The sequence below is a fragment of the Paenibacillus sp. FSL R7-0179 genome (assembly GCF_038002265.1).
In the GTDB taxonomy this organism is placed as follows: domain Bacteria; phylum Bacillota; class Bacilli; order Paenibacillales; family Paenibacillaceae; genus Paenibacillus_AQ.
The window spans coordinates 1562997-1587112 of record NZ_JBBOCC010000002.1; the positions used below are offsets into that span (position 1 = coordinate 1562997).

Annotated in this window: 21 protein-coding genes and 1 pseudogene; 20 read left to right on the plus strand and 2 right to left on the minus strand. The window is 53.5% G+C overall.

What is annotated here, in order from left to right; all coding sequences use genetic code 11:
* Positions 1-23 precede the first annotated feature (23 nt).
* The 12 genes and pseudogenes from MKX63_RS23155 (at position 24) to MKX63_RS23210 (ending at position 13018) form a co-directional block, all read left to right on the plus strand.
* Entirely contained in the window at positions 24-713 is a 690-nt protein-coding gene (locus MKX63_RS23155) for a S1 family peptidase (RefSeq protein ID WP_341020374.1), read from the plus strand.
* Between the two features lie 155 nt (positions 714-868).
* Positions 869-1231, plus strand: a complete 363-nt coding sequence (locus MKX63_RS23160; RefSeq protein ID WP_341020376.1) for a LytR/AlgR family response regulator transcription factor — start codon at positions 869-871, stop codon at positions 1229-1231.
* An 86-nt stretch (positions 1232-1317) separates the two neighbouring features.
* Positions 1318-2499 carry a MalY/PatB family protein gene (locus MKX63_RS23165; RefSeq protein ID WP_341020377.1) on the plus strand — a complete coding sequence of 394 codons (1182 nt, stop codon included), beginning with the start codon at positions 1318-1320 and terminating at the stop codon, positions 2497-2499.
* Between the two features lie 176 nt (positions 2500-2675).
* A complete protein-coding gene (locus MKX63_RS23170) occupies positions 2676-3632 on the plus strand; it encodes a nucleoside hydrolase (RefSeq protein ID WP_341020379.1) in 957 nt (318 codons plus the stop codon).
* Positions 3633-3885: 253 nt separating this feature from the next.
* Positions 3886-3975, plus strand: a pseudogene (locus MKX63_RS23175) (transposase); the annotation flags it as partial.
* Complete coding sequence (locus MKX63_RS23180; RefSeq protein ID WP_341023216.1) at positions 3947-5035, plus strand: RNA-guided endonuclease InsQ/TnpB family protein; 1089 nt, start codon at positions 3947-3949, stop codon at positions 5033-5035. The pseudogene MKX63_RS23175 and the gene MKX63_RS23180, both read left to right, overlap by 29 nt.
* A 228-nt stretch (positions 5036-5263) precedes the next feature.
* Positions 5264-6514 carry a stalk domain-containing protein gene (locus tag MKX63_RS23185; RefSeq protein ID WP_341020380.1) on the plus strand — a complete coding sequence of 417 codons (1251 nt, stop codon included), beginning with the start codon at positions 5264-5266 and terminating at the stop codon, positions 6512-6514.
* A gap of 170 nt (positions 6515-6684) precedes the next feature.
* Positions 6685-7638, plus strand: a complete 954-nt coding sequence (locus MKX63_RS23190; RefSeq protein WP_341020381.1) for a radical SAM protein — start codon at positions 6685-6687, stop codon at positions 7636-7638.
* A gap of 65 nt (positions 7639-7703) precedes the next feature.
* Positions 7704-8741: a bile acid:sodium symporter family protein gene (locus MKX63_RS23195; protein ID WP_341020382.1), complete on the plus strand. Its 1038-nt coding sequence runs from the start codon at positions 7704-7706 to the stop codon at positions 8739-8741.
* Between the two features lie 383 nt (positions 8742-9124).
* Positions 9125-11155 carry a methyl-accepting chemotaxis protein gene (locus tag MKX63_RS23200; protein WP_341020384.1) on the plus strand — a complete coding sequence of 677 codons (2031 nt, stop codon included), beginning with the start codon at positions 9125-9127 and terminating at the stop codon, positions 11153-11155.
* Between the two features lie 358 nt (positions 11156-11513).
* Positions 11514-11789: a CD3324 family protein gene (locus MKX63_RS23205; protein WP_341020386.1), complete on the plus strand. Its 276-nt coding sequence runs from the start codon at positions 11514-11516 to the stop codon at positions 11787-11789.
* 239 nt (positions 11790-12028) lie between these two features.
* On the plus strand, positions 12029-13018 hold the full coding sequence (locus tag MKX63_RS23210) for a phosphotransferase enzyme family protein (RefSeq protein ID WP_341020388.1): 990 nt from the start codon (positions 12029-12031) through the stop codon (positions 13016-13018).
* Here the strand turns inward: MKX63_RS23210 and hisS are convergent.
* A complete protein-coding gene (gene hisS / locus MKX63_RS23215) occupies positions 12997-14277 on the minus strand; it encodes a histidine--tRNA ligase (RefSeq protein ID WP_341020390.1) in 1281 nt (426 codons plus the stop codon). The genes MKX63_RS23210 and hisS overlap by 22 nt on opposite strands.
* Positions 14278-14400: 123 nt before the next feature.
* On the opposite strand from hisS, the gene MKX63_RS23220 reads away from it, so the two are divergent.
* The 4 genes from MKX63_RS23220 (at position 14401) to catA (ending at position 17529) form a co-directional block, all read left to right on the plus strand.
* Positions 14401-14538 (plus strand): hypothetical protein, encoded by a 138-nt coding sequence (locus MKX63_RS23220; protein WP_341020392.1) that lies wholly within the window; start codon positions 14401-14403, stop codon positions 14536-14538.
* 28 nt (positions 14539-14566) lie between these two features.
* The gene (locus tag MKX63_RS23225) at positions 14567-15223 is read left to right on the plus strand and encodes an HD domain-containing protein (RefSeq protein ID WP_341020394.1); all 657 of its coding nucleotides are present in this window, start codon (positions 14567-14569) and stop codon (positions 15221-15223) included.
* Positions 15220-16671, plus strand: a complete 1452-nt coding sequence (locus MKX63_RS23230) for a DEAD/DEAH box helicase (RefSeq protein ID WP_341020396.1) — start codon at positions 15220-15222, stop codon at positions 16669-16671. Before MKX63_RS23225 ends, MKX63_RS23230 begins: the two co-directional genes overlap by 4 nt.
* A 198-nt stretch (positions 16672-16869) precedes the next feature.
* Positions 16870-17529 (plus strand): type A chloramphenicol O-acetyltransferase, encoded by a 660-nt coding sequence (gene catA, locus MKX63_RS23235; protein WP_341020397.1) that lies wholly within the window; start codon positions 16870-16872, stop codon positions 17527-17529.
* Positions 17530-17683: 154 nt separating this feature from the next.
* Here catA and MKX63_RS23240 read toward each other — a convergent pair whose 3' ends face one another.
* Complete coding sequence (locus tag MKX63_RS23240; RefSeq protein WP_341020398.1) at positions 17684-19399, minus strand: ABC transporter ATP-binding protein; 1716 nt, start codon at positions 19397-19399, stop codon at positions 17684-17686.
* A 220-nt stretch (positions 19400-19619) separates the two neighbouring features.
* On the opposite strand from MKX63_RS23240, the gene MKX63_RS23245 reads away from it, so the two are divergent.
* From MKX63_RS23245 to MKX63_RS23260, 4 genes are all read left to right on the plus strand, one after another.
* Positions 19620-19724: a YjcZ family sporulation protein gene (locus MKX63_RS23245; RefSeq protein ID WP_341020399.1), complete on the plus strand. Its 105-nt coding sequence runs from the start codon at positions 19620-19622 to the stop codon at positions 19722-19724.
* A gap of 193 nt (positions 19725-19917) precedes the next feature.
* On the plus strand, positions 19918-21150 hold the full coding sequence (locus MKX63_RS23250; protein ID WP_341020400.1) for a CynX/NimT family MFS transporter: 1233 nt from the start codon (positions 19918-19920) through the stop codon (positions 21148-21150).
* Between the two features lie 154 nt (positions 21151-21304).
* The gene (locus tag MKX63_RS23255; protein WP_341020402.1) at positions 21305-22315 is read left to right on the plus strand and encodes an ABC transporter substrate-binding protein; all 1011 of its coding nucleotides are present in this window, start codon (positions 21305-21307) and stop codon (positions 22313-22315) included.
* Between the two features lie 124 nt (positions 22316-22439).
* A complete protein-coding gene (locus MKX63_RS23260; RefSeq protein WP_341020404.1) occupies positions 22440-24041 on the plus strand; it encodes a helix-turn-helix domain-containing protein in 1602 nt (533 codons plus the stop codon).
* The last annotated feature ends 75 nt before the right edge of the window (positions 24042-24116 follow it).

Genomic DNA, 24116 nt, shown 5'->3' on the forward strand with positions numbered 1-24116 from the left:
TCATAAGTGAAGGAGCTCGGCGGATGAAAACAAAGCTGCTTGCCGTAAGCCTGGTCCTCTCATTGATCTCGGCGATACTCTTCTATTCGGGCACCACCAGTGCGGATACACCTGAGACGTACAATGCTGAACAAAGCTATGGAATAGCGGGTAAGGCGATCTTTTATCTGCGTGTGCTGAAAAGCGATGGTACTGCAAGCTCCACCGGAACAGGAGTGATCCTGTCTCCGGCCGGTACCGCAGCAACAGCGTATCATGTGGTCAAAAACGCACAGCGCATTGAAGGAGTCATGGCGGATGGAACAGTGATTAGTCCAATTAAAGTCACGAAGTCCGACGAGCTGAAGGATGTGGCCATCCTTGAGCTGCCAAGTCCTGCTGCGATGAAGCAAAAGGATAATGCCTATGCTTATCTGCCGCTGCGGGAGGACAAGCTGAGACATGGTGAAGCGGTGTATGCCCTGGGCTATCCGCTCAAGAATACAGCGATCATCACGGAGGGGATAGTCAACACTCCGGCAGCCGACATTAACGGCCGAAGCCGGATTCTAACCTCGGCTCAGGTGGCGAGCGGAATGTCCGGCGGTCCTCTGCTCGATACGCACGGCGAGCTGGCGGGTATCATCTCCGGTTCCCTGCGGACGATGAGTAACATTCATTTGATTGTGAATATGGAGGATCTGCGCAGCCTGCTGCCAGCTTCCTTCAACTAAAAGCATTACCAGAAGCAGCTTACACTTGAGGCTGCAATATAATACCGACTATGGCTGTCCTCAGGCGTTTCTTGGCAAACGCGGGGACAGCACTTTTTTTAAAATAAGCTACTTGATGATCGTAATTCATCCCTATGGAAGGAGGAGGATCCCGGGTGATTAAGGCCTATTTGCTGGATGTGAATCAGAAGGATCTCTATAAGCTGTCATCGATGCTTCAGCATACAGGCATGGTAAATGTGATCGGTATGTCTGCTTATCCCGAGAATGTTGTGGACCGGATTGTTCTGCTGCAGCCCGACGTGCTGTTTCTGGATCTTCAGCTGCCCGGCCACCAAGGAGTCGTTGTAGCCGAGCTGGTGAAGAAAAAGCTGCCGGATATTCAGATTGTGGTGGTCACAGAGACGAAGCAGCATGCCCTGTGGGCCTTCGACCAGGACATTGTGGATTATGTGCTGAAGCCGCTGGAGGAGGTCCGGCTAAGCCAGTCTCTGGAGCGGCTGCGCAAGGGAAGCTGAAGCAGGCTGGCGGATGGAATCAGGATGCCGGATATCTCTGCCCATGGTACAATGTACGGACAAGCAGAAAGGATGGGTGATTTTAGTTGAAGTATGATTTTAACCGTGTCATTGACCGCCGCAATACCCGTTCCTACAAATGGGACCAGTCCGAAAAGCTGTTCGGAGACAAGGAGATTCTTCCGCTGTGGGTAGCAGATATGGACTTCGAGAGTCCTCCTGCGGTGCAGGTAGCGATTCTGCGCCGCGTGCAGGCTGGAATATACGGCTATAGCGTAACGGGCGACTCCTACAAAGCAGCAATTGCCGGCTGGTACCGCAGACGCCATGACTGGGAGATTCAGGAGGAGTGGATCTCGGATTCTCCGGGGATTGTAACCTCACTCAGCCTGTCTGTGGAGCTGTTCAGCCAGCCGGGGGATCAGGTGATTGTGCAATCGCCGGTCTACTATCCTTTCTATGATGTGATCCGGATGAATGACCGCAAGGTGGCAGTGAATCCGCTGAAGCTGGAAGCAGGACGTTATGTCATGGACTACGCCCAGCTGGAAGAGCTGATGGCCGGAGGCGCGAAGCTGCTGCTCCTGTGTAACCCGCATAATCCGGGCGGCAGAGTATGGGAACGGGAGGAATTGCTGCGTCTGGGCGAGCTATGCCTGCAGTACGGGGTGACGGTGATCTCGGATGAGATTCATTGCGATATGATCATGCCAAGGCACAAGCATATTCCGTTCGCCTCCCTGTCCCCGGAGCTGTCTGACATTACGCTGACCACACTGGCGGCTACCAAGACCTTCAATCTGCCGGGTCTGCAGACCTCGTATATCGTCACCTCCAGCCCGGAGCTGAAGCGGAAGTTCGATTATAAGATTAAGACGCTGAGCCTGCACATGTCTCCCTTCTTCTCGCCGGAGGCTGTGGAAGCGGCATATAACGAAGGGGAAGAATGGCTGGATGAGCTGATCCTGCACATTAACGGCAATGCTGACTACGCCATCTCCTATCTGGCCGAGCATCTTCCGCAGGTGAAGCCGATGCAGCCGGAAGCCACCTATCTGCTGTGGATCGACTGCCGCGCCCTCGGCCTGGATTCAGACGGGCTCAAGCAGATGATGTACCGTGAGGCTAAGGTGGCGTTCAACGAAGGCTCCGTCTTCGGACCGGAAGGCCAAGGCCATCTGCGGATCAATCTCGCCTGCCCGCGCTCCGTGCTGGCTGAAGCACTGGAGCGGTTCGTGAAGGCTGCGGCCGCCTACGTGAAAAATTAATGTGTCAAGCCCTATTTACAACTTGACAATCCTTAATGGAGAATCCGTCGCCTGATGAGGCTGGCGGATTCTTTATTTTGTGGAGACTATATTGAGCCGAAGATAACCCCATGTTAAGATGAGCAGTGCGAATAAGCTGAGAGAGCAGAGTAAATATAGGGAGTGGAGAGATAGAGATGAGTAACAGCACAACTAGAATCATCATCGATTGTGACACAGGAATAGACGACGCTCTGGCCATATTGTATGCGCTCCGGGCGCCGGGGGTAGTGGTTGAGGGGATTACGACGGTGTTCGGTAACATTGATGTGCAGCAGGCGGCGGATAATACGCTGCGGCTGCTTGAGCTTGCGGCTCCGGGCTATGAAATCCCGGTAGCGCTGGGAGCTTCCCGGGCGCTGGTGCGCGAGCTAACCGGCTTCTCCACCCATGTTCACGGGGAGAATGGCATCGGCGGCGTTCAGCTGCCGCCCTCCCGGCAGGTGCCGGTTCAAGAGACGGCAGCGGAGTTCATCGTGCGGATGGCGGATACGAATCCGGGAGAGCTGGTGCTGGTAACGCTTGGGCGCCTGACGAACCTGTCGCTGGCGCTGGATCTGGACCCGCAGCTGATCTCCAAGCTGAAGAAGGTAGTGGTTATGGGCGGTACGGTCTTTAAGCCGGGTAACGTCACGCCGGTGGCCGAAGCTAATCTGTGGGGCGACCCGGAAGCGGCTGACCGTGTATTCACTTCAGGGCTGCCGGTAATGATGATCGGGCTGGATGTGACACTTCAGACGCGGATTACTTCAGAGCATATTGAGCTGCTGAAGCGGCATGGACGGGAAGAGAATAAGGCGGTCATTGACTTCATGGAAGAGTCGCTGGCGTATTATTTTAAATTTTACCGCGAGGCGAACTATCTCATTAACAGTGCTCCGCTGCATGATCCGCTGGCCCTGATGGCTGCCTTGCAGCCGGATCTGGTAACCTGCCGCCGGATGAAGGTCCGTGTAGAGCATCAGGGGGCGTTCACCTCCGGGATGGTCGTAGCAGATTTGCGGGCACAGCCCAAAGAAGGCGAATTCATCGAAGTGGCTGTAGAGGTGGATGCTGAACGGGCGGTTGGTGTCTTTTTGAGCGTATTTATTTAGGTGTTTAGGGAAGCCCGGACGGGTGAATCTGCAATGGTTATACAAATTGGTCGAGAAAGCCCACTCCTTTAGGGGGGGATGAATCGTCTTTGTTTAAGGGACATCCTTATGTTGAAAAAAATGATCGCATCTTTTTGTAGCAGTTAATCATTTAACTGCTACAATCTAGGTAAGGGACAATCCTATAGAGGTACAGACGTAAAGTGCTAGTCCATCAAGTGGAGATTCAGTTTAAGCAAATCGTTATGGAGCCTGGACTCGTGCCTACTTTGTCAGTACGGCAGGGAACGTTTCAAGCGAAACGTTCAAACGATATGTTGAAGAACAAAAAACAAGGGGGTGAGACCCTGCAAACCGTAACGATTCAAATCCGCATTTTCCCAACCCATCCGTCTGTATTGGTGGATATGGGCAACGAATACATTTGTACCGTCAACCAACTAACGGAGCAAGCCGAAAGGTCTGGAACGTTCCCGAAGCTAACTTCAAAAACCGTTCATGCCAATCTCCCCTCTGCCGTAAAGAATCAAGTGATTCGAGACGCCAAAAGCCTATTTCAGCGGTTCAAGAAAACGAAGAAGCGACCTCTTCTCCAAAAGAGGGTGTACTACGTGAACAATCAAAATTATACGATTTGGGGCAACCATATTTCTTTCCCCGTGATCCTGGAAGGAAAAGTACAACGTCTTATGGTTCCTGCGCTTTTTTCGGATCGGGAGCGGGACATGCTTTCGAATGGGAAGCTTGGACTTCTGCGCGTGGTTCAAAAATCAGCGAAATGGTTTGTTCAAATTTCAATCGAATGCCCCACTGAGCCAGCCGAGGGTCATGAAGTGATGGGGATTGATTTAGGCTTGAAAGTTCCTGCTGTTGTCGTAACCTCTAGCGGCAAGACAAAGTTTTGCGGAAATGGACGTAAAAACAAGTTTGTTCGCCGTAAGTACAGTGCCTATCGCCGCAAATTAGGAAAGCTTAAAAAGTTATCAGCGATCCGTAAACAGAACGACAAGGAAAGTCGTTTTATGAAAGATCAGAATCACAAAATCAGCCGCCAGATCGTGAATATGGCGATTCAAGAAAAGGTGTCTGTCATCAAGCTGGAGAAACTGACGAATATCCGTAAGACGACAAGAACAAGTCGTAAAAACGCTAGAAATCTGCATCATTGGTCGTTCTATCAGTTGCAAATGTTCATCGGGTATAAGGCGACACTCGCTGGAATCAAAGTGGTTGAAGTGAATCCGGCTTACACATCGCAAACCTGTCCCTCTTGTGGAGAGCGGAACAAAGCAAAGGATCGAACGTATCAGTGCGACTGCGGTTATATAGCACATCGAGATCGGGTCGGTGCCATCAACATCATGCGTCAACCTGTGGCAGATGGTAATAGTCTGCCAGCCTAGATAGCTATAAGCTCTGATCTAGGATGGGCGAATGAACTCGCCCTTAACTTAGCAGTAGGGCAAAGCGGAAACGTATGCGCCCGCTAACTAGCTGAGAATCCCGCCCTTTTAAGGGTGTGGAAGTTCGAAATACCTTCATTTGCTATATTTATCTAGTTTGCTAGAATAGTAGGGGATGTAAGGTTGAGAGATTCACAATCTATCTAATAGAATGGGGAACTTACTGATATGAAGCATTTGGTCAAAATCGTATTATGCGCAGCGATCTCACTCGGCAGCCTCTCGGCACTTCCGGCAAGTACGGTCCATGCTGCGCCTGCAGGCGTCAGCATCATGCTGGATGGCTATCCGCTGCCGTTCCCGGTAGAGCCGGTGATGATGAACGGAACGACCATGGTGCCCTTCCGCGCCATCTCTGAAGCCCTGGGAATTCAGGTGGAATGGAATCAGAAGGCCCGCAAGATCACGGCCACCCGGAAGGACGCAGCTGGATCTGCTCCAACTGTAGTCGTCCTGACCCTCGGCAGCAAAAATGCCGTCGTGAACGGGACTGTAGTGAAGCTTGCGGCAGCGCCACAGGATATCCGCGGAACGACGATGCTTCCGCTCAAGTTCTTCAGCCAGCAGTTCGGGGCGGCAGCCTCCTGGGATCAGGCGTCCAAGACCGTATCCATAACTTCCCCTAAGCGGGACATGTATACCTTGGGCTTCTATGCACAGAAGGCATACAGTGAGGTCTCGCTGATTCCAAGCTTCGATGCGGTTGCTTTTGGCTGGGCGCGGATTGACAAGAACGGCCAGTTCACCACCACGGGCAAGGATTTCTGGTGGCCGGAGGCGGCTGGCGAGGTTACGCCGGAATCGATTGTGCAGAATGCGGCGGCGGGAGGGACCGCTCCCTACCTGATGATCTATTCCAGTGACTCGTCACTGGAGCTGAGCAAGAATCTGGAGGACGCGCAGCTCCAGCAGCAGACGATCGCCAGTATTGTCGATTTGGCCTCACAGAAGGGCTTCAAGGGCATCGGACTCGATCTTGAAGGCTTGGGACTGACGGGGGATAAGGCGCTGGTGCAGAGCCAATATAACGCTTTTGTCAAAAATCTCTCCACCGCCGCCCGCGCTGCCAGTCTCAAGCTGACCGTCATTCTGCATCCGCTGAACAGCTCCTACAAGGGGTATGATTACAAGACGCTGGGGACACTCGCGGATGATCTGGTTATCATGGCTTACGCCTATGAAGGAGAGACCGGGCCGGAGCCGATGAATAAGGTCGATGAGAGTATCCGGCTGGCGCTTGATCAGGTCAGCAAGGAGAAGCTGATTCTTGGGATCTCGGTCTACAGTGAGAACGAAGCCTCTGTCAATGCCAAGATCGGTCTGGCTAAGCGTTACGGCCTTAAGGGAATTGCGGTCTGGCGTCTGGGAATCATCGGCCAGCCGGTGCTGAACCGGATGGGAGAAGCTATCGAGCTGTAGCAGGTACATCTATCTTAATGAAGACTGCTGTATGGTGAGCCTATAACCGTGCAGCAGTCTTTTTGCAAAGATCAAATATCAAATGTCACATTAACCTCACGGGCAAACCTGTATAATTCTATAGTTAACTTTATTGCGAATGGTTGCACATCCAAGGAGGATTATAGAAGATGAGTACGAAATACAAAGCACTGGAACTGGATAAGCCGATGACGTATGAGCTGGAAGGGCTGGAAGTCGGCGTAACCTCGAACTGCAATTTCCGCTGTGATTACTGCTGCGCTTATAATAGAAATGACGGCCAGACTCTTGACGGCAAGGAGGTCATCCGCATTTTGGAGGAGCTGCCTAATCTGAAGCGTGTGCGTCTGTCGGGCGGAGAGGTTACGCTGAAGTTCCAGGATTGTGTGGAGATTGTGGCCTACTGCTCTTCGCGCGGCATTCAGACCCAGCTCAATTCGAACGGCAGTCTGCTGAATGAGCAGCGGATCGGGCAGCTGGTGGACGCAGGTCTGACGACGATTCATATCTCTTTCAATTTCACCACGGCTGAGGGCTTCTCGCGGTATTACAACATTCACACCAGCGTCTATCACAAAATCAGAGAGAACATCACTATGTTCGCCAAAACAAACGTGAATGTCGTGCTGGAGACACTGCTGTTCAATGAGACTCAGGATCATATGCAGGAAATCAGCGAGCATGTCTATTCCATGGGCGTAAGAACGCATGAAATCCAGAATAGTATTATCATGGGACATACCGGCTGGAAGGCGATTGCCGCCCGCGAGCAGCTGAAGAATGCCGTCAATGAGCTGATTGCACGGAAGCCGGAGGACACCACTCTCTACTTCACCTGTATGGACCGGTTCATGGATGCAATGGGCTTCGAGGAGCAGCCGGGCGTCTATTTCCCGCATTGCATTGAAGGCATGAAGCAGCTTCATCTGCACGGTAACGGCGACATTCTGATCTCCGAGCTGTGCCACCCGGTTATTATCGGCAATATCTATAATGGAACGTCACTGAAGGACTTGTACAGTAATATGCCTGCACCTCTGTCAGACTATCTGGAGAAACGGCCTTGCCCGGCGCTGGACGCCTTGTTCCCCCAAGGAGTATAGCTCCTTTACCGGATCTGGCAGCAGAGACAGTCAGCGGTGTATGATGGCAAAGTTTACATGAAGGGATGAGAACCATGCTTGGTGCAGTAAGACACGGATTAATATCATCCAACCGTGTGCTGGAGCGGATTATGCCGCTGCTAACACCCGCAGCCATCGTAGTTGGCGTGCTCAATGAGGTGTCTCTGCTTCCGTTAACGTGGCTGGTGCCTTGGATCTTCGCCGGTATGACACTGATCGGCAGTCTGAAATCGAATTTCCGGGATCTGCTAGCCGTGCTGGTCAAGCCGCAGAAGCTGATTCTTCTGCTGGTTATCCTGCACGTTGTGATGCCGCTGATCGGGTGGGTGGCTGCGATGCTGTTTTTCCCGGGTGATCCTTATACCGTTACAGGGTATGTGCTGCTCTTCGCTATTCCGACCGGAGTGGTCAGTGTAGTCTGGGTATCCATGCATGGCGGGAATATCGCGCTTACGCTGGCGCTGATCTTGATCGATACGCTATTATCTCCATTGATTGTACCGGCTACGCTGTATGTCCTGATGGGGGCGAGCGTACAGATGGACGCCGGTGAGATGATGCGGGGCCTGCTGTGGATGGTGGTACTGCCTTCTGTAGCAGGAATGCTGCTGAATCAATTCAGCAAAGGCAAGATCAGCACGGTATGCGGTCCGCCGCTGGCCCCGTTTGTCAAGGTGGGCTTGTTCACCGTGGTCTCGATCAATGGGGCCAGCATCGCCCGGTATCTGAAGCATCCGGATGGCAAGCTCATCCTTATTATCGCGGTTACCTTCGTTACGGTCGCGCTCGGTTACGTTATTGGAGCATTCGTTTCGCGCCGCCTGCATTATGACCATGAGAGCTCCGTGGCCGTACAGTTCAACTCCGGCATGCGTAATCTCAGTGCAGGCGCAGTGCTGGCTGTGCGCTACTTCCCGCCCGCTGTGGCACTGCCCGTGATCTCCGGTATGCTGTTCCAGCAGATTCTGGCTGCCTGCTCCGGCATGTTCATCCGCAGCAGGGTGAGACGGCGGCAGCAGCAAGCCCGGCCGGTAGCAGTGCCGACTGGCGCCTCAGCTTCGCCGGACAGCCCGGGCACTTAGTAGAAGACCAACTTCATATATGGAATGCGAACCCGCTTCTCCTAATTCAACCGCTGTATGCGGTTGTTGAGGAGGGCGGTTCTTTGCTATTTGGTAAATTATGATTTGCGCGACCGGTCACAATTGGACTGTGTGTGTCACTATGGCCGTGCGTTTATCACAGGTTGTGCCAGACGTTTTTTCACAGAAAAACGAATACAATATGTTTTTACTAAGATAAATATAATAGGTTACGATTCGACAAAATTCGATAATATTTCTGAAAATACTACAAGGAATATTCATTATTTTCGAGGAAAATCCGATAATTATTGTAATAAAGTTAGCATTTTGGCTGATTAGAAGCTAGCGGATTAGAAAAGGGCGGAAGGAAGAAGAAAATCATGAAGATTCGTATGAAGCTATCGGTTATGATGATTGTCGTTACACTTATTTCTACAGCATTAATGGGGATTTTTACGTACACCAAATCCACAGCCACCATCATGAACCTGACCGAATCTTCCATGGAACAGGCTAACACCAACAAAGCGCAGACCATCGGCGCAATGATCGACAAGGAGAAGCGGAACATCCAGCTGGTAGCGGGGGAGAGTGAGATCGCGGAGCTGCTGCTTCAGGCTGCTAACGGCGGCTCAGTGGAGGAAACACTGCGGGGCCAGATCAATGTTAAGCTTCAGAGCCAGGTGAAGGATGCAGGCAATCTGGAGCATATGTTTGTGGTCGATCTGAAGGGAACGGCGGTAGCGGACAGCGATACTAAGCTGGTCGGCGCCAACTTCAGCGACAGAAATTATACGAAGAATGTCTTGAAGACCGGCCAGCCGGCCATCAGTGAGACGCTGAAATCCAAATCCACCGGGGCTTACATCCTGGTGTTTGCCCATCCGGTGATGAGCGGGGGCAAGATGATCGGGTTCGTCGGCTCGGCCGTAAATGCGGATAGCCTGATTACGTATCTGGCGGATGCCAAGGTAGCGGGCGCCCCTTCGTCCTATGCCTATCTGGTGGATGAGACGGGGAATACGCTGTATCACCCTGATCATAAGAAGATTGGCTTCCCGGTCGAGAACGAATCGATCAAAGCCGTTGTGGACCGGGTGAAGGCGGGGGAGGCCGTTGCGGACGGCAATGTGGAATACACCTTCAAGGAGGCCAAGAAAAAAGCGGCCTTCACCGTGCTGCCCGAGACGAAGTGGACCCTGGTGCTGACCGGAGATGTGGACGAGGTGCTGCAGCCGGTGAGCGAAATGACCAACTTCATCCTGCTGCTTGGTCTGGGAAGTCTGCTGCTTACCCTGTTGATCGGGACTACGGTGGCTACCCGGATCTCCTCACCGATTATCAAGCTCACGGAGCTGGTGAACCGCACGGCGGAGCTGGATCTCAAGTATGATAATCAATATGAATATTTGACTAAAAATAAAGACGAGACAGGAACCATCGCCAAGGCTATGTTCCGTACCCGCGCGGCGCTGCGTGAGATGGCGGGCAGTCTGATTGCGATCTCCGCCAAGGTGCTGGACAATGCCGAGACGCTGGAGAAGCTGTCGAATGAGGTCAGAGAGAATGCGCATGATAATTCAGCCACGACAGAAGAGCTGTCCGCAGGGATGGAGGAGACGGCAGCTTCTACCGAAGAGATGACAGCGGCCATCCATGAGACCCTGAACAACGTGAGAATGATCAGCGCTAAGGTAAAAGAAGGCTCCGGAGTATCGGGCCAAATTACGCAGCGGGCCCTGGAGCTTCAGCATGATGCAGTGACGTCTACAGAGAACGCGAAGCAGATCTACAGCTCCGTCCGCAGTGAGATGCAGCAGGCCATTGAACAGTCAGGAGCGATCCACGAGATCAATGTATTGGCTGATACGATTCTCTCCATTACAAGCCAGACCAACCTGCTGGCCCTGAATGCAGCGATTGAAGCTGCGCGGGCAGGTGAGGCGGGCCGGGGCTTCGCCGTGGTGGCCGGGGAGATCCGCAAGCTGGCCGAGAAGTCCTCCGAGACGGCTTCAGGCATTCAAGAGGTTGTGCGGAATGTCTATGCCTCCGTAGAGCAGATGACCCGGCACTCTGAGGCTGTGCTGAGCTTCATCGACCGCAATGTGCTGGGCGATTATGAGCGTCTGACCGAGGTCAGCCAGCAGTATAATGATGATGCTTCCACGATTAACGGGCTGATGAACCAGTTCGAGGCGGCAGCTGAACACCTGAACGAGACCGTCTCCAGCATCGCCATCGCTGTCAATGAGGTGGCGGCTACCGTGAACGAGGGGGCCATCGGGGTGCAGGATATCGCGGAGAAGACGGCGGATATTGTGGAGAAGACCTTCCATGAAGCCACAATGGCGGACGAGAATACGCAGAGTGCTAAGGAGATGCAACAGCTGGTAGAGAAATTCAAAATCTAAGCCGGTTTCAGCAGATCTTTACCTGGGCTTCATCTATTTTTAAGCTTGAGGGGGTATAGTACTCACATACCCCCCTTTAATATAACTTTTGGCCCCGCCGGACGCTGGCGGGGCCCCTTTTTTTGAAAGACCGGATACTGGTATGCTATAGTCAATATAAGCTATGTTAGATACTGGAAGGAGGACGCATCATGACAAGATTAATGCTCAGCTCTACGCAAAGTCTATGGATCAGCAGACAGCGGTTATTGTGTAGAGCGGACAGCTATTCTCCGCTGCAACGTTTGGCCGGATAAGGTTCTGTTCTATAGACTTTGCTGCCTTGATAAGTTGAATAACTTAAGAGGAGCGGAGCTATATGAAATATGTAAATGCAGACCTGGTATTACCGCAGCAGCTGCTGCAGGAGGTTCAGAAATATATGCAGGGCGGGATGCTCTATATCCCGAAGCCCGAGGGACAGCGCAAGCGGTGGGGGGAGAGTTCAGGCGGCAGATCCTACTTAAGCGCCCGGAACCAGTCCATTCGTGAGCAATATGCCAGCGGACTAAGCGTAACTGAGCTGGCGGAGCAATTCTGCCTGTCGGGCGACAGCATCAAGAAGATTGTCTATGGAAGCAAGCAGAGAGGGTAGAGGTCTTAAAGGCACAGAAGGTAGCCATTTCTGCTTATGGTAAAAGCAGAAATCTAGTTTATGATGATCGCCTCAAACTGATCCACCTGTAATACAGAGACTGCTCTAAGAAGTCGCGTCATGACTCTTGGAGCAGCCTTTTTTTGTGCAAAAGTCAGGTTATACCTGTCTATTATCTATGTCCCCCGCCTCCGCCGACCCTATAATAAATGCAGACATTCATAGGAGGAGACAGAAAGATGAAAGTAAAAGCAGCAACAAGGAATATAGTACTCCAAGCGCTCAAGGCATACGAATTAGATTGGACAAAAATTGAATATGTAAAGGAATCCGATAGTATCACGTTCAAGATCGAGACGGAAAACAAGCAGCAGCTGCTGCTGCGGATTCATGGCGAACGGTGCAGCCGGGAGGAGATTCTGTCGGAGCTGGAATGGCTCAGACATCTCAGTCAGTCGGCGGAGCTGGTTGTCCCCGTGGGGCTGCCGGATTCAAGCGGCAGTTATATCCTGGAGACTCGAAGTGAAGCTGGCAGTGAAGCGCAGCAGCTTAACTATGTTACCCTGATGCGTTGGGTCGAAGGGAAGCATTCGGAGGGCGATCTGCCGGATGAGCAGCTCTACGCTGTAGGCGTCATGCTGGCCGGGATGCATCAAGCGGGCGGACAGTTTGCCCCCTCTGCAGCGTTCACCCGTCCGGCATGGGGAGCGGACAGCTTCCGCAAGGAATGGGATAAGCTGGAGAAGCATCATTCGGCGCTGGTCCCGGAAGCTTGGTGGAAGCTCTATCAGGCTGCGGCTGTTAGAATTTTGGATGAAGCCGAAGCCATGCTGCCGGATGACAGCAACTATGGTCTGATTCACGGTGATCTCCACGGCGGGAATGTGGTGTTCGCTGAAGGAGAGCCGCGTGCCATTGATTTTGGCCGCTGCGGCTATGGCTTCTACCTCTATGATCTGGCAGCTGCTCTGCTGGAACTGTCCACGGAACAGCGCAGAAGCCTGATAGGGGGCTATAGCAGCATCCGTGCGCTGGAGCCGGATTACGAACGGAAGCTGGAGTGCTTCTTCATTATGATCATGATCGGGAACTATAGCCACCACATCTCTAATCCTGACGAACTCCCCAGCTTGCGGGAGGAACAGCCCTATGCACTGGCCTATCTAAAGGAGTATCTGGCGGACTCCCGGTTTCTGTTTCATAGAATTCAGCCCATCGAAATCAACTGAACCGCCTCCGCCGCCGTAACCAGTTTCTCGCTCCCCAGGTCCATATCCTTCAGCCGGAGATTGCCGAGAGCGGCTTCGCTCTCTCCGACCATAATCACGTAGCGGATACCTCTGGCTGAAGCGGCGGCCAGCGTTTTTTTGGGCCTGCGCGTGCCGGTGTCCACCGTGGCCCGGATGCCGGCGGACCGCAGGCTAGCTGCAGCGATGAGAGCCTGCGGCATATATCCGCCGATCGGAACGATCAGCACGCCGGAACGTTCCGCCGGTTCTGCCGGGCGCCCGCCCAGCAGGGCCATGATCGATTCCATGCCGAAGGAGATCCCCACGGTAGGATATTCGATATCGTCACGCCCGACCAGCTTGCCGATGATGGCATCATACCTCCCTCCGCCGCCCAGACTGGACGAATAGCCGCCTGTGGCATCGAAGATTTCGTATACAGTCCCTGTATAGAATGACAGCCCGCGTGACAAAAACGGATCGAACACGCACACATCCGCAAGTCCAACCGCATCCATCAGCTGCTGCAAGGCAAGCACTTCAAGCGTGCCCGGCTGTCCTTCCAGCTTGTACCGTTCTACCAGTTCCGCGAATCCCGGGTTCGCCAGCTCCAGCAGCTCCGAGATCAGCGTAACCGTCTGAGCGGTTAGCTGCTTGTCCGTCAGCTCAGCCAGCACCCCGCCGCTGCCGATCTTAGCCAGCTTGTCGAGTGTGAGCATCACCGAGAGCTGCTCCTGCTGCGGTACAAAGGCCGCACCCAGAATCTCACCGAGAAAGCGGCGGTTGTTCCACTTCAGCACCACCGGAATTTCCAGTCTGCGGAAGGCTTCCACCGCAAGCTGCATCAGCTCTGCTTCCGCCTGCGGACCGGCAATGCCGGCGACATCGGCGTCACATTGCAGGAACTCGCGCAGGCGGCCTTTTTTGACCGGACCATCCCGGAACACCTTGCCGATCTCATACCGCCGGCAGGGGAATTCGATTCCCGGATTGAGAGCAATCACCTTGGCAAAAGGAATCGTCAGATCGTACCGCAGCCCCAGCCTGCGCCCGCCCTGATCGGCCAGCTGGTACATTTCGCGCAGAATCTCATCGCCCCCGGCGTATTTGGAGGTCAGCAGCTCCAGCTCATTCAGCATAGTCGTATCCATGGACTCGAAGCCGTACAGCTCGAACAGCTCCTGCAGCGTAGTGCGCACCTTCTGGCGGATGGCCTGTTCCCGGCCGAAGTAATCATAGGTTCCTTTAATATTTTGCATACAGCACAGCTCCTTTAGATGTGAATTCCGGTGAAAATATAAAAAACGCGCCGGACCCCGTGGTCCTGCGCGCTTATCTATGCCGCAGGGAGGTCGAACGCGAAATGCGCTAGCCCTCCCTGAATGAATTCAGGTGTGCTAACGCTGCTTGTGATGATGAAGCTGATTCGTTATGATGGACAAGCGGTTCATATGAATCATATCCCTTCCGGCTGGATTACAGCACATTATAGCGGATGGGGAGCAGCGGCGCAAGCGTAACATTTTTGATCGCAGAGGAGCTATTATAATGAATGATACAGAGCTGATCACAGCAGCGGAGCATTTCGCGCAGGAGCAATTAGGCCAGGATACCACCGGACATGACTGGTTTCATGTGAGCCGGGTGCGCAATACCGCAGCCCTGATTGCCGGAATGGAAGGGGCCAATGTGGTGATCTGTACCATAGCCGCCCTGCTGCATGATGTAGCAGATGAGAAGCTGAATCCCTCCAAGGAGGCAGGGCTGCTCAAGGTGAGTGTCTGGCTGGACGGACATCTGCCGGATGAAGCAGCGTGCAAGCATATTATGGAGATTATTGCCACGATGTCCTTCAGCGGCGGCGGGGGCGAACCGATGTCAACGCTGGAAGGGCAGGTTGTCCAGGATGCGGACCGTCTGGATGCGCTGGGGGCGATCGGGATAACGCGTACCCTGGTCTTCTCGGGAGCCAAGGGCCGGCCGGTCTACGATCCGGCGATCCCTCCGCGTGACGAATCGCTGCAGGAGGAATACCGGGACTATTCCAAGGGGACGGCGGTCAATCATTTTTATGAGAAGCTGCTGAAGCTGAAGGATTTGATGAACACCGCGTACGGCAAGCAGCTTGCGGAGGAGCGGCATCAGTTCATGCTGGATTTCCTGGAGCAATTCTATAAGGAATGGAATCAAGGGGGTACACAATGAGTGAAGTACAAGTGAAATTTAGTGATTATGGTCTGGATGAGGAGATTATCCGCGCGCTGGAGGCTCTGAAGTACACGGACCCTACAGAGGTGCAGCGGAAGGTTATTCCGGTGGCGCTGAAGGCGCAGGATCTGATCGTCAAGTCCCAGACCGGCAGCGGCAAAACCGCAGCCTTCGCCATCCCGCTCTGCGAGCTGGCCGATTGGGCGGAGAACAAACCCCAGGCGCTCGTGCTGACTCCTACCCGGGAGCTGGCCCAGCAGGTGAGAGAGGATATAACGAACATCGGGCGCTTCAAGCGGATCAAGGCGGTAGCGCTGTTCGGCAAGCAGCCGTTCGCCCCGCAGAAGCTGGAGCTGACCCAGAAGACGCATGTGGTCGTAGGCACACCGGGCCGCGTTTTTGACCATATCGAGCGTGGCACGCTGAACCTGAGCCGGATTCAGTATCTGGTCATTGACGAAGCGGACGAAATGCTCAGCATGGGCTTCATCGAGCAGATCGAGAAGATCATTAAGCAGTTGCCCAAGGAACGTGTAACGATGCTGTTCTCGGCGACGCTGCCGGAAGTGATCAAGAATCTGTGCCGCAAGTATATGACGGACCCCGTGGATATTGAAATTGCGGCCAGCGGCTTGACGACTGCGTCCATTGAACATGCGCTGATTGAGGTTGTACAAGCTGCCAAGTTCGGGCTGCTCAGCGATCTGCTGATGGTGGAGAACCCGGATAGCTGTATTATTTTTTGCCGGACCCAGGAGCAGGTGAATTCCCTCTTCCGCGGGATGGCCGACCTCGACTACCCGGTGGACAAGATCCACGGCGGCATGGAGCAGGACGAGCGGTTCGAGGTGATGAATGCCTTCAAGCGCGGCCAGTTCCGTTATCTGATCGCCACCGACGTTGCGGCCAGAGGCATTGATATCGAGAACATCACCCATGTCATCAACTACGATATCCCGTTGGAAAAAGAGAGCTACGTCCACCGCACCGGCCGTACCGCCCGCGCAGGCAAAAGCGGCAAAGCGATCACCTTCGTGACGCCGAACGAACACAAATGGGTCAGAGAAATCGAAGGCTATATCGGCTTCAGCCTGCCGGTGATAAAGGCTCCTTCAGACGATGCCGTGGCCGATGCCAAACCGGCCTTCGACCAGAAGCTGGGCAAGCAGCAGGTCCGCAAAGCGGGCAAAACCGAGGTCATGAACCAGGATATCATGAAGCTGTATTTCAATGGCGGCAAGAAAAAGAAGCTCCGCGCGGTGGACTTTGTCGGCACCATTGCGAAGCTTGAGGGGATTACAGCTGAGGACATCGGGATCATCACAATTCAGGATAACGTGACCTACGTCGATATTCTGAACGGTAAGGGACCGCGTGTACTCCAGACGATGAAGGAGACCACGGTTAAGGGCAAGCTGCTGAAATGTCATATTGCCAAGAAATAAGCCGGAGCTGCTGCTATTGCAGCCGGGTATCGAACGCTGTCACACTGGGCAACAAGGCCGGGGTGACAGCGTTTTTTTGAAATAGTGATGTATGATACAATAGTATGAACTCTTTCTAAAGGATGGGCTTCTAATGAAGAAAGCAGACAAGTCAGCCTCCTAAATTCAGTTTACACAAACATTTAGGAGGCATAGCCAATGATTTTTAATCTGATTGATAGAGATAACTGGAAGAGACAAGAGATCTTTAATCATTATCTGAACCAGGGTACGACCTTTAACCTGACAGCAGAAATCGAGATTAGCGTTTTATACCGAATAATAAAACAACAAGAATATAAGCTGTATCCAGCCCTTCTATTCTTATTGACCTGTGTGGTTAACTCCAATACAGCGTTCAGGACAGGGTACAATAGTGCGGGGGAATTAGGGTATTGGGACAAGGTAGACCCGCTGTATACAATTGCCGACTGTGTCTCGGAATCCTTTTCGGCGATTTGGACGGCAGGTACGAATGATTTCACAGCGTTCCATGATGCTTATGTTTCTGATGTGGAGAATTATAAGGATTCGGGGAGATTGTTTCCCAAGACACCTATACCTGAGCATAGCTTTTCTGTATCTATGATTCCGTGGGCATCCTTTACCGGGTTTAACCTGAATATCAGCAACAACAGGAATTACCTTCTGCCCATTATTACAGCAGGGAAATTTAGGACTACAGGTGATTCCATATCCCTGCCGCTGTCGCTGCAAGTCCATCATGCAGTCTGTGACGGCTATCATGCAGGATGGTTCATGAACGAGGTCCAGGCCATGGCAGATCGTGCTGAGGAATGGATTGACGGAAGGCAATAGAACAATCCGATCAAGAGGACAGCGATCCTTGAGAATATTAATTGCACCACATGCTGTTGTTAAATAAAGAAACCTTCCGGTACGGCTTAAGCCGCATTCCGGAAGGTTTTTTTGAGTCCAATAGTGTTGTCCGCTCCAGTATCACATAGAATTCCTAACTATTATACTGCGCCTGATAGAGACGGCTGTAAGTGCCACCGGCGTTCACCAGCTCCTCGTGGCGGCCTTCCTCGGAGATGCCGTCCTCATTAACTACAATAATGCGGTCGGCATTCTTGATCGTTGTCAGGCGGTGGGCAATAACGAGCGTAGTGCGGCCTACGGAGAGGTCGGCCAGCGACTGCTGGATTGCTGCTTCGGTCTCGGTATCGAGCGCCGAGGTCGCCTCATCCAGAATCAGAATCGGCGGATTCTTCAGGAACATCCTGGCGATGGCCAGCCGCTGCTTCTGTCCGCCCGACAGCTTGACGCCGCGTTCGCCGATTACAGTCTCCATCCCGTTCGGGAGGCTGTTAATCAGCTCCTCCAGGTGAGCCTGGCGGGCCGCCTGCCAGATGTCCTCCAGCCCCGCATCCAGCCGGCCGTAGGCAATATTCTCGCGGATGGTGCCGGAGAAGAGGAAGACATCCTGCTGCACGATTCCGATCTGCTTGCGCAGCGAATTCAGCTTCATGTCGCGGATATCGATTCCATCGATGGAGATTGCGCCGCCGGTTACATCGTAGAAGCGGGGGAGCAGGCTGCAGATCGTGGTTTTCCCGGCACCGGAAGGGCCAACGAATGCGATGGTCTCCCCGGCATTCACCTTCAGACTGATCTCCTTCAGCACGGTCCGGTCTGTTTCATACCCGAAGCTGACATTGCTGAAGGAGATATCCCCGCGAAGCGAAGCCACCTCTACCGCATCCCGCTTGTCAGCGATATCCGGTTCAGTGTCGATGACTTCAAGATAACGTTTGAATCCGGCAATCCCTTTCGGATAACTCTCAATAACTGCATTGATCTTCTCAATCGGCCGGAAAAAGACATTGGCCAGCAGAATGAAGGCGACGAATTCGCCGATCTCAAGTTCGCCCTGAATGAAGAACCACGCCCCGCAGACCATCACCACAACAGTAATCAGACGGGTCATCATATAGCTGACCGAGAAGCTTTTGGCCATCAGCTTGTACGCCATCAGCTTGGTCTCGCGGAACTTCTGGTTGTCCACAGCGAACAGCTCTTTCTCAAATTCTTCATTGGCAAAAGACTGGACCACGCGGATTCCGCCGACATTATCCTCAATCCGGGCGTTGAAATTCCCGACGTTGCCGAATAAGCGGTGATAAGTGTCCGTCATGTTGCGTCCAAAATAAATAATGACCCAGGCCATAACCGGCACGATGATGAACGTGATTACGGCCAGCTGGAGATTGATATCGGCCATCAGTATAAATGCGCCGACCAGCGTCATGACCGCAATGAATACATCCTCCGGCCCGTGATGCGCGACTTCGCCGATATCGTTGAGATCATTGGTGATTCTGCCGAGCAGATGACCGGTTTTGTTGTTGTCGAAGAAGCGGAAGCTGAGCTTTTGAATATGGTTGAACATTTTTTTGCGCATATCGGTCTCAATATTGATCCCCAGCATATGCCCCCAATAGGTGACAATATAGTTCATTGCCGTGTTCAAGGCGTAGATGGCGAGGAGGGCGACACAGGCAATCAGAATCAGCGACCAGTTCTGGCCCGGCAGCAGGTCATCAATGAATTTATTGACAGCCACCGGAAAAGCAAGCTCCAGCAGACCCGCACCCACCGCACAGGTGAAATCAAGGACAAACAGCTTCTTATACGGACGGTAATAGGAGAAAAAACGACGCAGCATCTCTTGTTCACTCTTTTCTGTAATATGTTATGTATCTGGTTACTGAGATTGATTCTCAATTAAACCTTCTGCTTAGGATACTAAAGAGGGTTACATGTTTTGTCAACGGTGAGAATCATTAAAATTAAAATATACTGCGGAATTGATTGCCGTTTAACCCATACCAAGGACATTATCTATACATATTTTAACAGTATTCAGGCATAAAGGAGGAGTTAACATGGGCGAAAATGTTGGAGGATACGGCGGAGCTTTCACTTCCACTGGCGCAATCCTGGTTCTGTTCATCCTGCTCGTAATCATCTCTAAATCCCTCTGGGTGTAATCCGGGTTCACCTGCTCTGCTGCCGCTGGTCACTTGACCGGCGGTTTTCTTCTGGACCAGGGAGACTGCTCCGGCAAGCGATATGATATAATGAAATAATGCGCCTTCGTTGAAGGGCGTAATACATATAGCGGCTATTCCCTGACAAGCTCCGGGCTTGACAGGTGTTTTGCTGCGACCCTGGAGGTACAACATGAAGCCTGGCCGTGAAAATAACATGAGGACAAGCCCGGCCTTGTCCTCATCTGCTGCGGATATCCGCAGCCGCTGGATGCTTGTCACCGGAATCATCTGTGTGGCCGCTGCCCTGCGTGCCCCGTTCACTTCCGTCGGACCTCTGCTGGAGATGATCCGGGATGATCTGGGGCTGTCTAATACGCTGGCGGGAGCGATTACGACTTTGCCTTTACTGGCTTTTGCCCTGCTGTCACCGTTCGCGCCCCGGCTTGCCCGCAAGCTGGGACTGCCCAATATCCTGTTGCTGGCCATGCTCACGCTGTCCATGGGAATTCTGGTCCGTTCGGCTTCCGGCACGGTAACCTTCTTCGCAGGTACGGCGATGATCGGTCTGTCGATTGCCGTCTGTAATGTGCTGCTGCCTGGACTGATCAAGGGGAAATTCCCGCACCGCATCGGTCTGATGACCGGAATCTATACCGTGTCTATGAACATATGTGCAGCGGCTGCTTCGGGGCTGAGTGTTCCCTTGGCCACCCGTGCGGGGCTGGGGTGGAGAGGGACGCTGGCGCTCTGGTTCATGATTGCTGCACTGGCTACGGTCTTCTGGATTCCGCAGCTGAAGAGTCTGGGTGCAGGACAGGCAGGCACTGCAGTCTCATCAGCGGCACGGGTCTGGCGCTCCCCGCTCGCCTGGCAGGTTACGCTGTTCATGGGACTGCAATCCCTGCTCTATTATGTGCTGATCGCCTGGTTCTCGGTGATCCTCGGGGAGCGGGGGATGTCTGCCAGCCATGCCGGCTGGATTCTCTCGCTGATGCAGCTGGCTCAGCTGCCGTTCACGTTCTTTGTGCCGCTCTGGGTGGGAAGGATGAAGAGCCAGCGGCTGCCGGTGGTGATTACTTCGGTTCTGTTTATCACTGGCATCCTTGGCGTCTGGTTGGGCAGCACTGCACTAATGGCGTTATGGGCTATCTGCATAGGAATTGCCGGGGGCTTCGCCTTTGGTCTGGCGATGATGTTCTTCAGTCTGCGCACCCGGACTACGCAGGAGGCCAGCGAGCTGTCCGGCATGGCCCAATCGGCGGGGTATCTGCTTGCCGCGATGGGCCCCGCGCTGTTCGGGCTGCTGCATGATGCTGCGGGGAGCTGGAATGTACCGCTTGCGCTGCTTGTTCTAGCCAGTGTGCTGCTGTTCGCAGCGGGTATGGGGGCGGGACGCGACAAGTATGTGGGGGACCGGTTGTGAACGATGGGCCCCGTCAGCTTGGCGGGGTCAAAACGTTTGTATAAGATTTTCGCTGAGAAAGTGCATTGTAAGCTGCTTATGGCGTGCTACTATTGTGTTTAAGATCATCTGAGAATGATTATCAGTGAAATTAGACACAGGAGTGAAGAGAGATATGAAGAATTGGTGCCGAAAATTCATTTGGACCGCTGTACTTATCCTGGCAATGTCCGCTATCGCAGCTTGCGGTACGAATAATAAGGCTGCGGACAGCAAGGAGGTCCAGGCAGGGAATGCGGCAGCTGCCAGCGCAGCACCTGCGGAGACTGGCGGAGCGGCAGCTTCAGAAGGGGCAACACGGACAGTAAGCGGAGAATTCGGGGAGGTAGAGATTCCGGCGAACCCTAAACGGGTAGCGGGAATCTATGTGGAGGATTATCTGAAGGCGCTCGGCGTTACCCCGGTGGTGCAATGGTATCATCCCAGCTGGGGCAAGCAGGATTATCTGAAGCTGGATGTGCCGGAATACGATATTACGGGGAGTATTGAAGCCCTGCTTGAGAAAAACCCGGATCTGATCATCGCCGACGGCGGAGCGGATGAAGCGAGGTACGAGCAATATTCCAAGGTTGCGCCCACTTACCGCCTGCCGGAGGCTGTGCTTCAGGATTCGAGATTGATCCTGACAGCTGTTGCAGAGGCGCTGGGCATCCCGGATAAGGCGAAGACTGTGCTGGCGGACTACGACAAGAAGGTGGCGGACGGCAAAGCTGCGCTGCAGCAGGCGCTGAGCCAGGAGAAGGTGGCGGTGATCCGGCTGAATGTTGCGGACAAGACCTTTGCACTTTTTGGAGTCAAAAACCGCTATACCGGCATGATCTATGATCAATTCGGCCTGACACCTGTCCCTATGGCTGCTGAGATGACGGACTATCAGGCGATCATCTCCGAAGAAGTGATCCCGCAGCTTGAGGCGGACCATATCATTATCTTCCCTGACAATGGCGGTTGGGACAGCGCGGTCAACCAGGAAGCCATCAAGCTGCTGGACGGGCCACTCTGGAAGAACCTTCCTGCGGTCAAGAACGGTAATATCTACCGGATGGAGCGTTCCCACTGGCAATCCGGGGGGATTACCGCCAACCAGATGAAGCTTGAGGATCTGCTTAAGGCGATGGTGAAGTAATCCGGCGTGAAGTGATAGTTGGTCAATAAGCCACAAGAAGGTCTATCCGCAAGGTTGATAGATCTTCTTTTTTGTTTTACACTTGAGTCTATGATAATGATTCTCAGTTAGGAGGGGCAGCAGTATGGCGGAACAGTTGCAGGAACACACCACGAGAAGGCTGCTCCACAGCCTGTTGAATATAGAAGTGGTTACACGCTCTCCGATGGGGAAGGATCAGCTCGAAGTGTATCAGGAGCATACCTTAATCATTGTGTCCGAAGGGCAGGGTTGGCTGCAGGCAGGGGACAGAAGATTTTCTTTGGAAAAAGGGGCCGGGTTCCTGATCGAAGCCGGATCACTGAACCGGATTCAGGCCGGCGAGCAGGGGATCAGCTGGTACCGGATGGAGTTCAGGCTGATTCCTGCAGGGCACGGCAGGCTTGGTACAGGGGACAAGGAACATGAAAAAAATATGCTCCGCCCCGGATATCTGGACTGCCGCCCGTTCTCACAGTGTGCTCTGCTGCTGGATTCCATCTATTATAGCTTCCGGCGTCCGGAGGATATCGAATGGTTCACGGCTCAGACCCGGTTCCAGGAGCTGCTGCTGTTGATTATGCGGGCGAATACTCCGGTACTGAGGGCTAAGGATGACCGTGAGGCCGTGGAAGCCTCGATCCGCTATATGGAAGAGCATTGCAGTGAACCGTTATCGGTCGATCAGCTGGCTGAGATTGCCGGGATCGGGCGTGCGAGTTATACGCAGATCTTCAAAGAGATTACCGGACGGATGCCCCTGGAACACCTGAACGGGCTGCGTATTGAACGGGCACAGCAGCAGCTTCTGCTGACCCGGGACCGGCTGCATGAGGTTGCCCTGGCTGCGGGCTACAGCAATGAGTATTATTTCAACCGGCGCTTCAAAAGAACGGTAGGGGTGACTCCCGGACAATACAGAAGCCTCCATCAGGAGGGAGTCCGGGTATTTGCCCCTTTTCTGGAGGATTATCTGCTGGCGCTGGGCATCACTCCGGTCGTACAGTATTGCCATGCCCAGTGGGGCAAGCAGGAATACCTTGGGTTGAATGAGGTTCCGGCGTTCGATATCTCAAGCGGAGACTGGCACGGTCTCAGCCGTTACTCGCCTGAGCTGATTATGCTGGATGACGGCTTCCGGCGCTGGCAGCTGGGAGAATGCAGCCGGGTCGCACCGTTGTTCCGGCTCCCGTTCTATCAGGAGGATTGGCGTGCCACGCTCCGCAGCGCTGCGGCCGTCTTTGGGAGAACGGGACAGGTGCAGGAGGTAATCAGCGAATATGAACAACAGGCCCGTCAGGCCAAGCGGCTGCTCAGCCGCAGCGTCCGGGGGCAGACAGTAGCTCTGCTGCGGATTTCCGCCTGTGGGGTTACCCTGTATGGTTGCGAACATCTGGGCTATGCAGCGGGTGTCCTGTATGAAGATCTGGAGCTGGGTCGGCATCCCCTGGTCCAGCAGCTTACCCGCGGGCAGAAGCGTGTACTTCTCAGCAGTGAAGAGCTGTCCGGCTTGACCGCAGATCATTTGTTCATTACGTTTGACCTTCAGGAAGGGGAGGGGCGGGAGCTGCTGGATACCCCGCTGTGGAGAAGCCTGCCTGCGGTTCGCAACCGTTGTGTGTACGAGGTGGATTTCATGGCCTGGATGAATTACGGAGTCCTGTCGCATCAGCGGAAGATTGCGGATGTGCTGAAGGTATTGGCTTGAAAATTAAAGCTTGCAATTCCCCGTCAAAGAGAGTATATTCTTAATTACGGTGATTGAATCACTGAATTACATAAT

Bases quoted from the DNA above. Each gene is read 5' to 3' on its own strand.
- MKX63_RS23185 (WP_341020380.1), top strand. From the start codon at position 5,264: ATGAAGCATTTGGTCAAAATCGTATTATGCGCAGCGATCTCACTCGGC.
- MKX63_RS23260 (WP_341020404.1), top strand. From the start codon at position 22,440: ATGGCGGAACAGTTGCAGGAACACACCACGAGAAGGCTGCTCCACAGC.
- MKX63_RS23240 (WP_341020398.1), bottom strand. From the start codon at position 19,399: ATGCTGCGTCGTTTTTTCTCCTATTACCGTCCGTATAAGAAGCTGTTT.
- MKX63_RS23155 (WP_341020374.1), top strand. From the start codon at position 24: ATGAAAACAAAGCTGCTTGCCGTAAGCCTGGTCCTCTCATTGATCTCG.
- MKX63_RS23190 (WP_341020381.1), top strand. From the start codon at position 6,685: ATGAGTACGAAATACAAAGCACTGGAACTGGATAAGCCGATGACGTAT.
- MKX63_RS23210 (WP_341020388.1), top strand. From the start codon at position 12,029: ATGAAAGTAAAAGCAGCAACAAGGAATATAGTACTCCAAGCGCTCAAG.
- hisS (WP_341020390.1), bottom strand. From the start codon at position 14,277: ATGCAAAATATTAAAGGAACCTATGATTACTTCGGCCGGGAACAGGCC.
- MKX63_RS23245 (WP_341020399.1), top strand. From the start codon at position 19,620: ATGGGCGAAAATGTTGGAGGATACGGCGGAGCTTTCACTTCCACTGGC.
- MKX63_RS23220 (WP_341020392.1), top strand. From the start codon at position 14,401: ATGAATTCAGGTGTGCTAACGCTGCTTGTGATGATGAAGCTGATTCGT.
- MKX63_RS23195 (WP_341020382.1), top strand. From the start codon at position 7,704: ATGAGAACCATGCTTGGTGCAGTAAGACACGGATTAATATCATCCAAC.
- MKX63_RS23225 (WP_341020394.1), top strand. From the start codon at position 14,567: ATGAATGATACAGAGCTGATCACAGCAGCGGAGCATTTCGCGCAGGAG.
- MKX63_RS23170 (WP_341020379.1), top strand. From the start codon at position 2,676: ATGAGTAACAGCACAACTAGAATCATCATCGATTGTGACACAGGAATA.
- MKX63_RS23200 (WP_341020384.1), top strand. From the start codon at position 9,125: ATGAAGATTCGTATGAAGCTATCGGTTATGATGATTGTCGTTACACTT.
- catA (WP_341020397.1), top strand. From the start codon at position 16,870: ATGATTTTTAATCTGATTGATAGAGATAACTGGAAGAGACAAGAGATC.
- MKX63_RS23180 (WP_341023216.1), top strand. From the start codon at position 3,947: ATGTTGAAGAACAAAAAACAAGGGGGTGAGACCCTGCAAACCGTAACG.
- MKX63_RS23205 (WP_341020386.1), top strand. From the start codon at position 11,514: ATGAAATATGTAAATGCAGACCTGGTATTACCGCAGCAGCTGCTGCAG.
- MKX63_RS23255 (WP_341020402.1), top strand. From the start codon at position 21,305: ATGAAGAATTGGTGCCGAAAATTCATTTGGACCGCTGTACTTATCCTG.
- MKX63_RS23250 (WP_341020400.1), top strand. From the start codon at position 19,918: ATGAAGCCTGGCCGTGAAAATAACATGAGGACAAGCCCGGCCTTGTCC.
- MKX63_RS23230 (WP_341020396.1), top strand. From the start codon at position 15,220: ATGAGTGAAGTACAAGTGAAATTTAGTGATTATGGTCTGGATGAGGAG.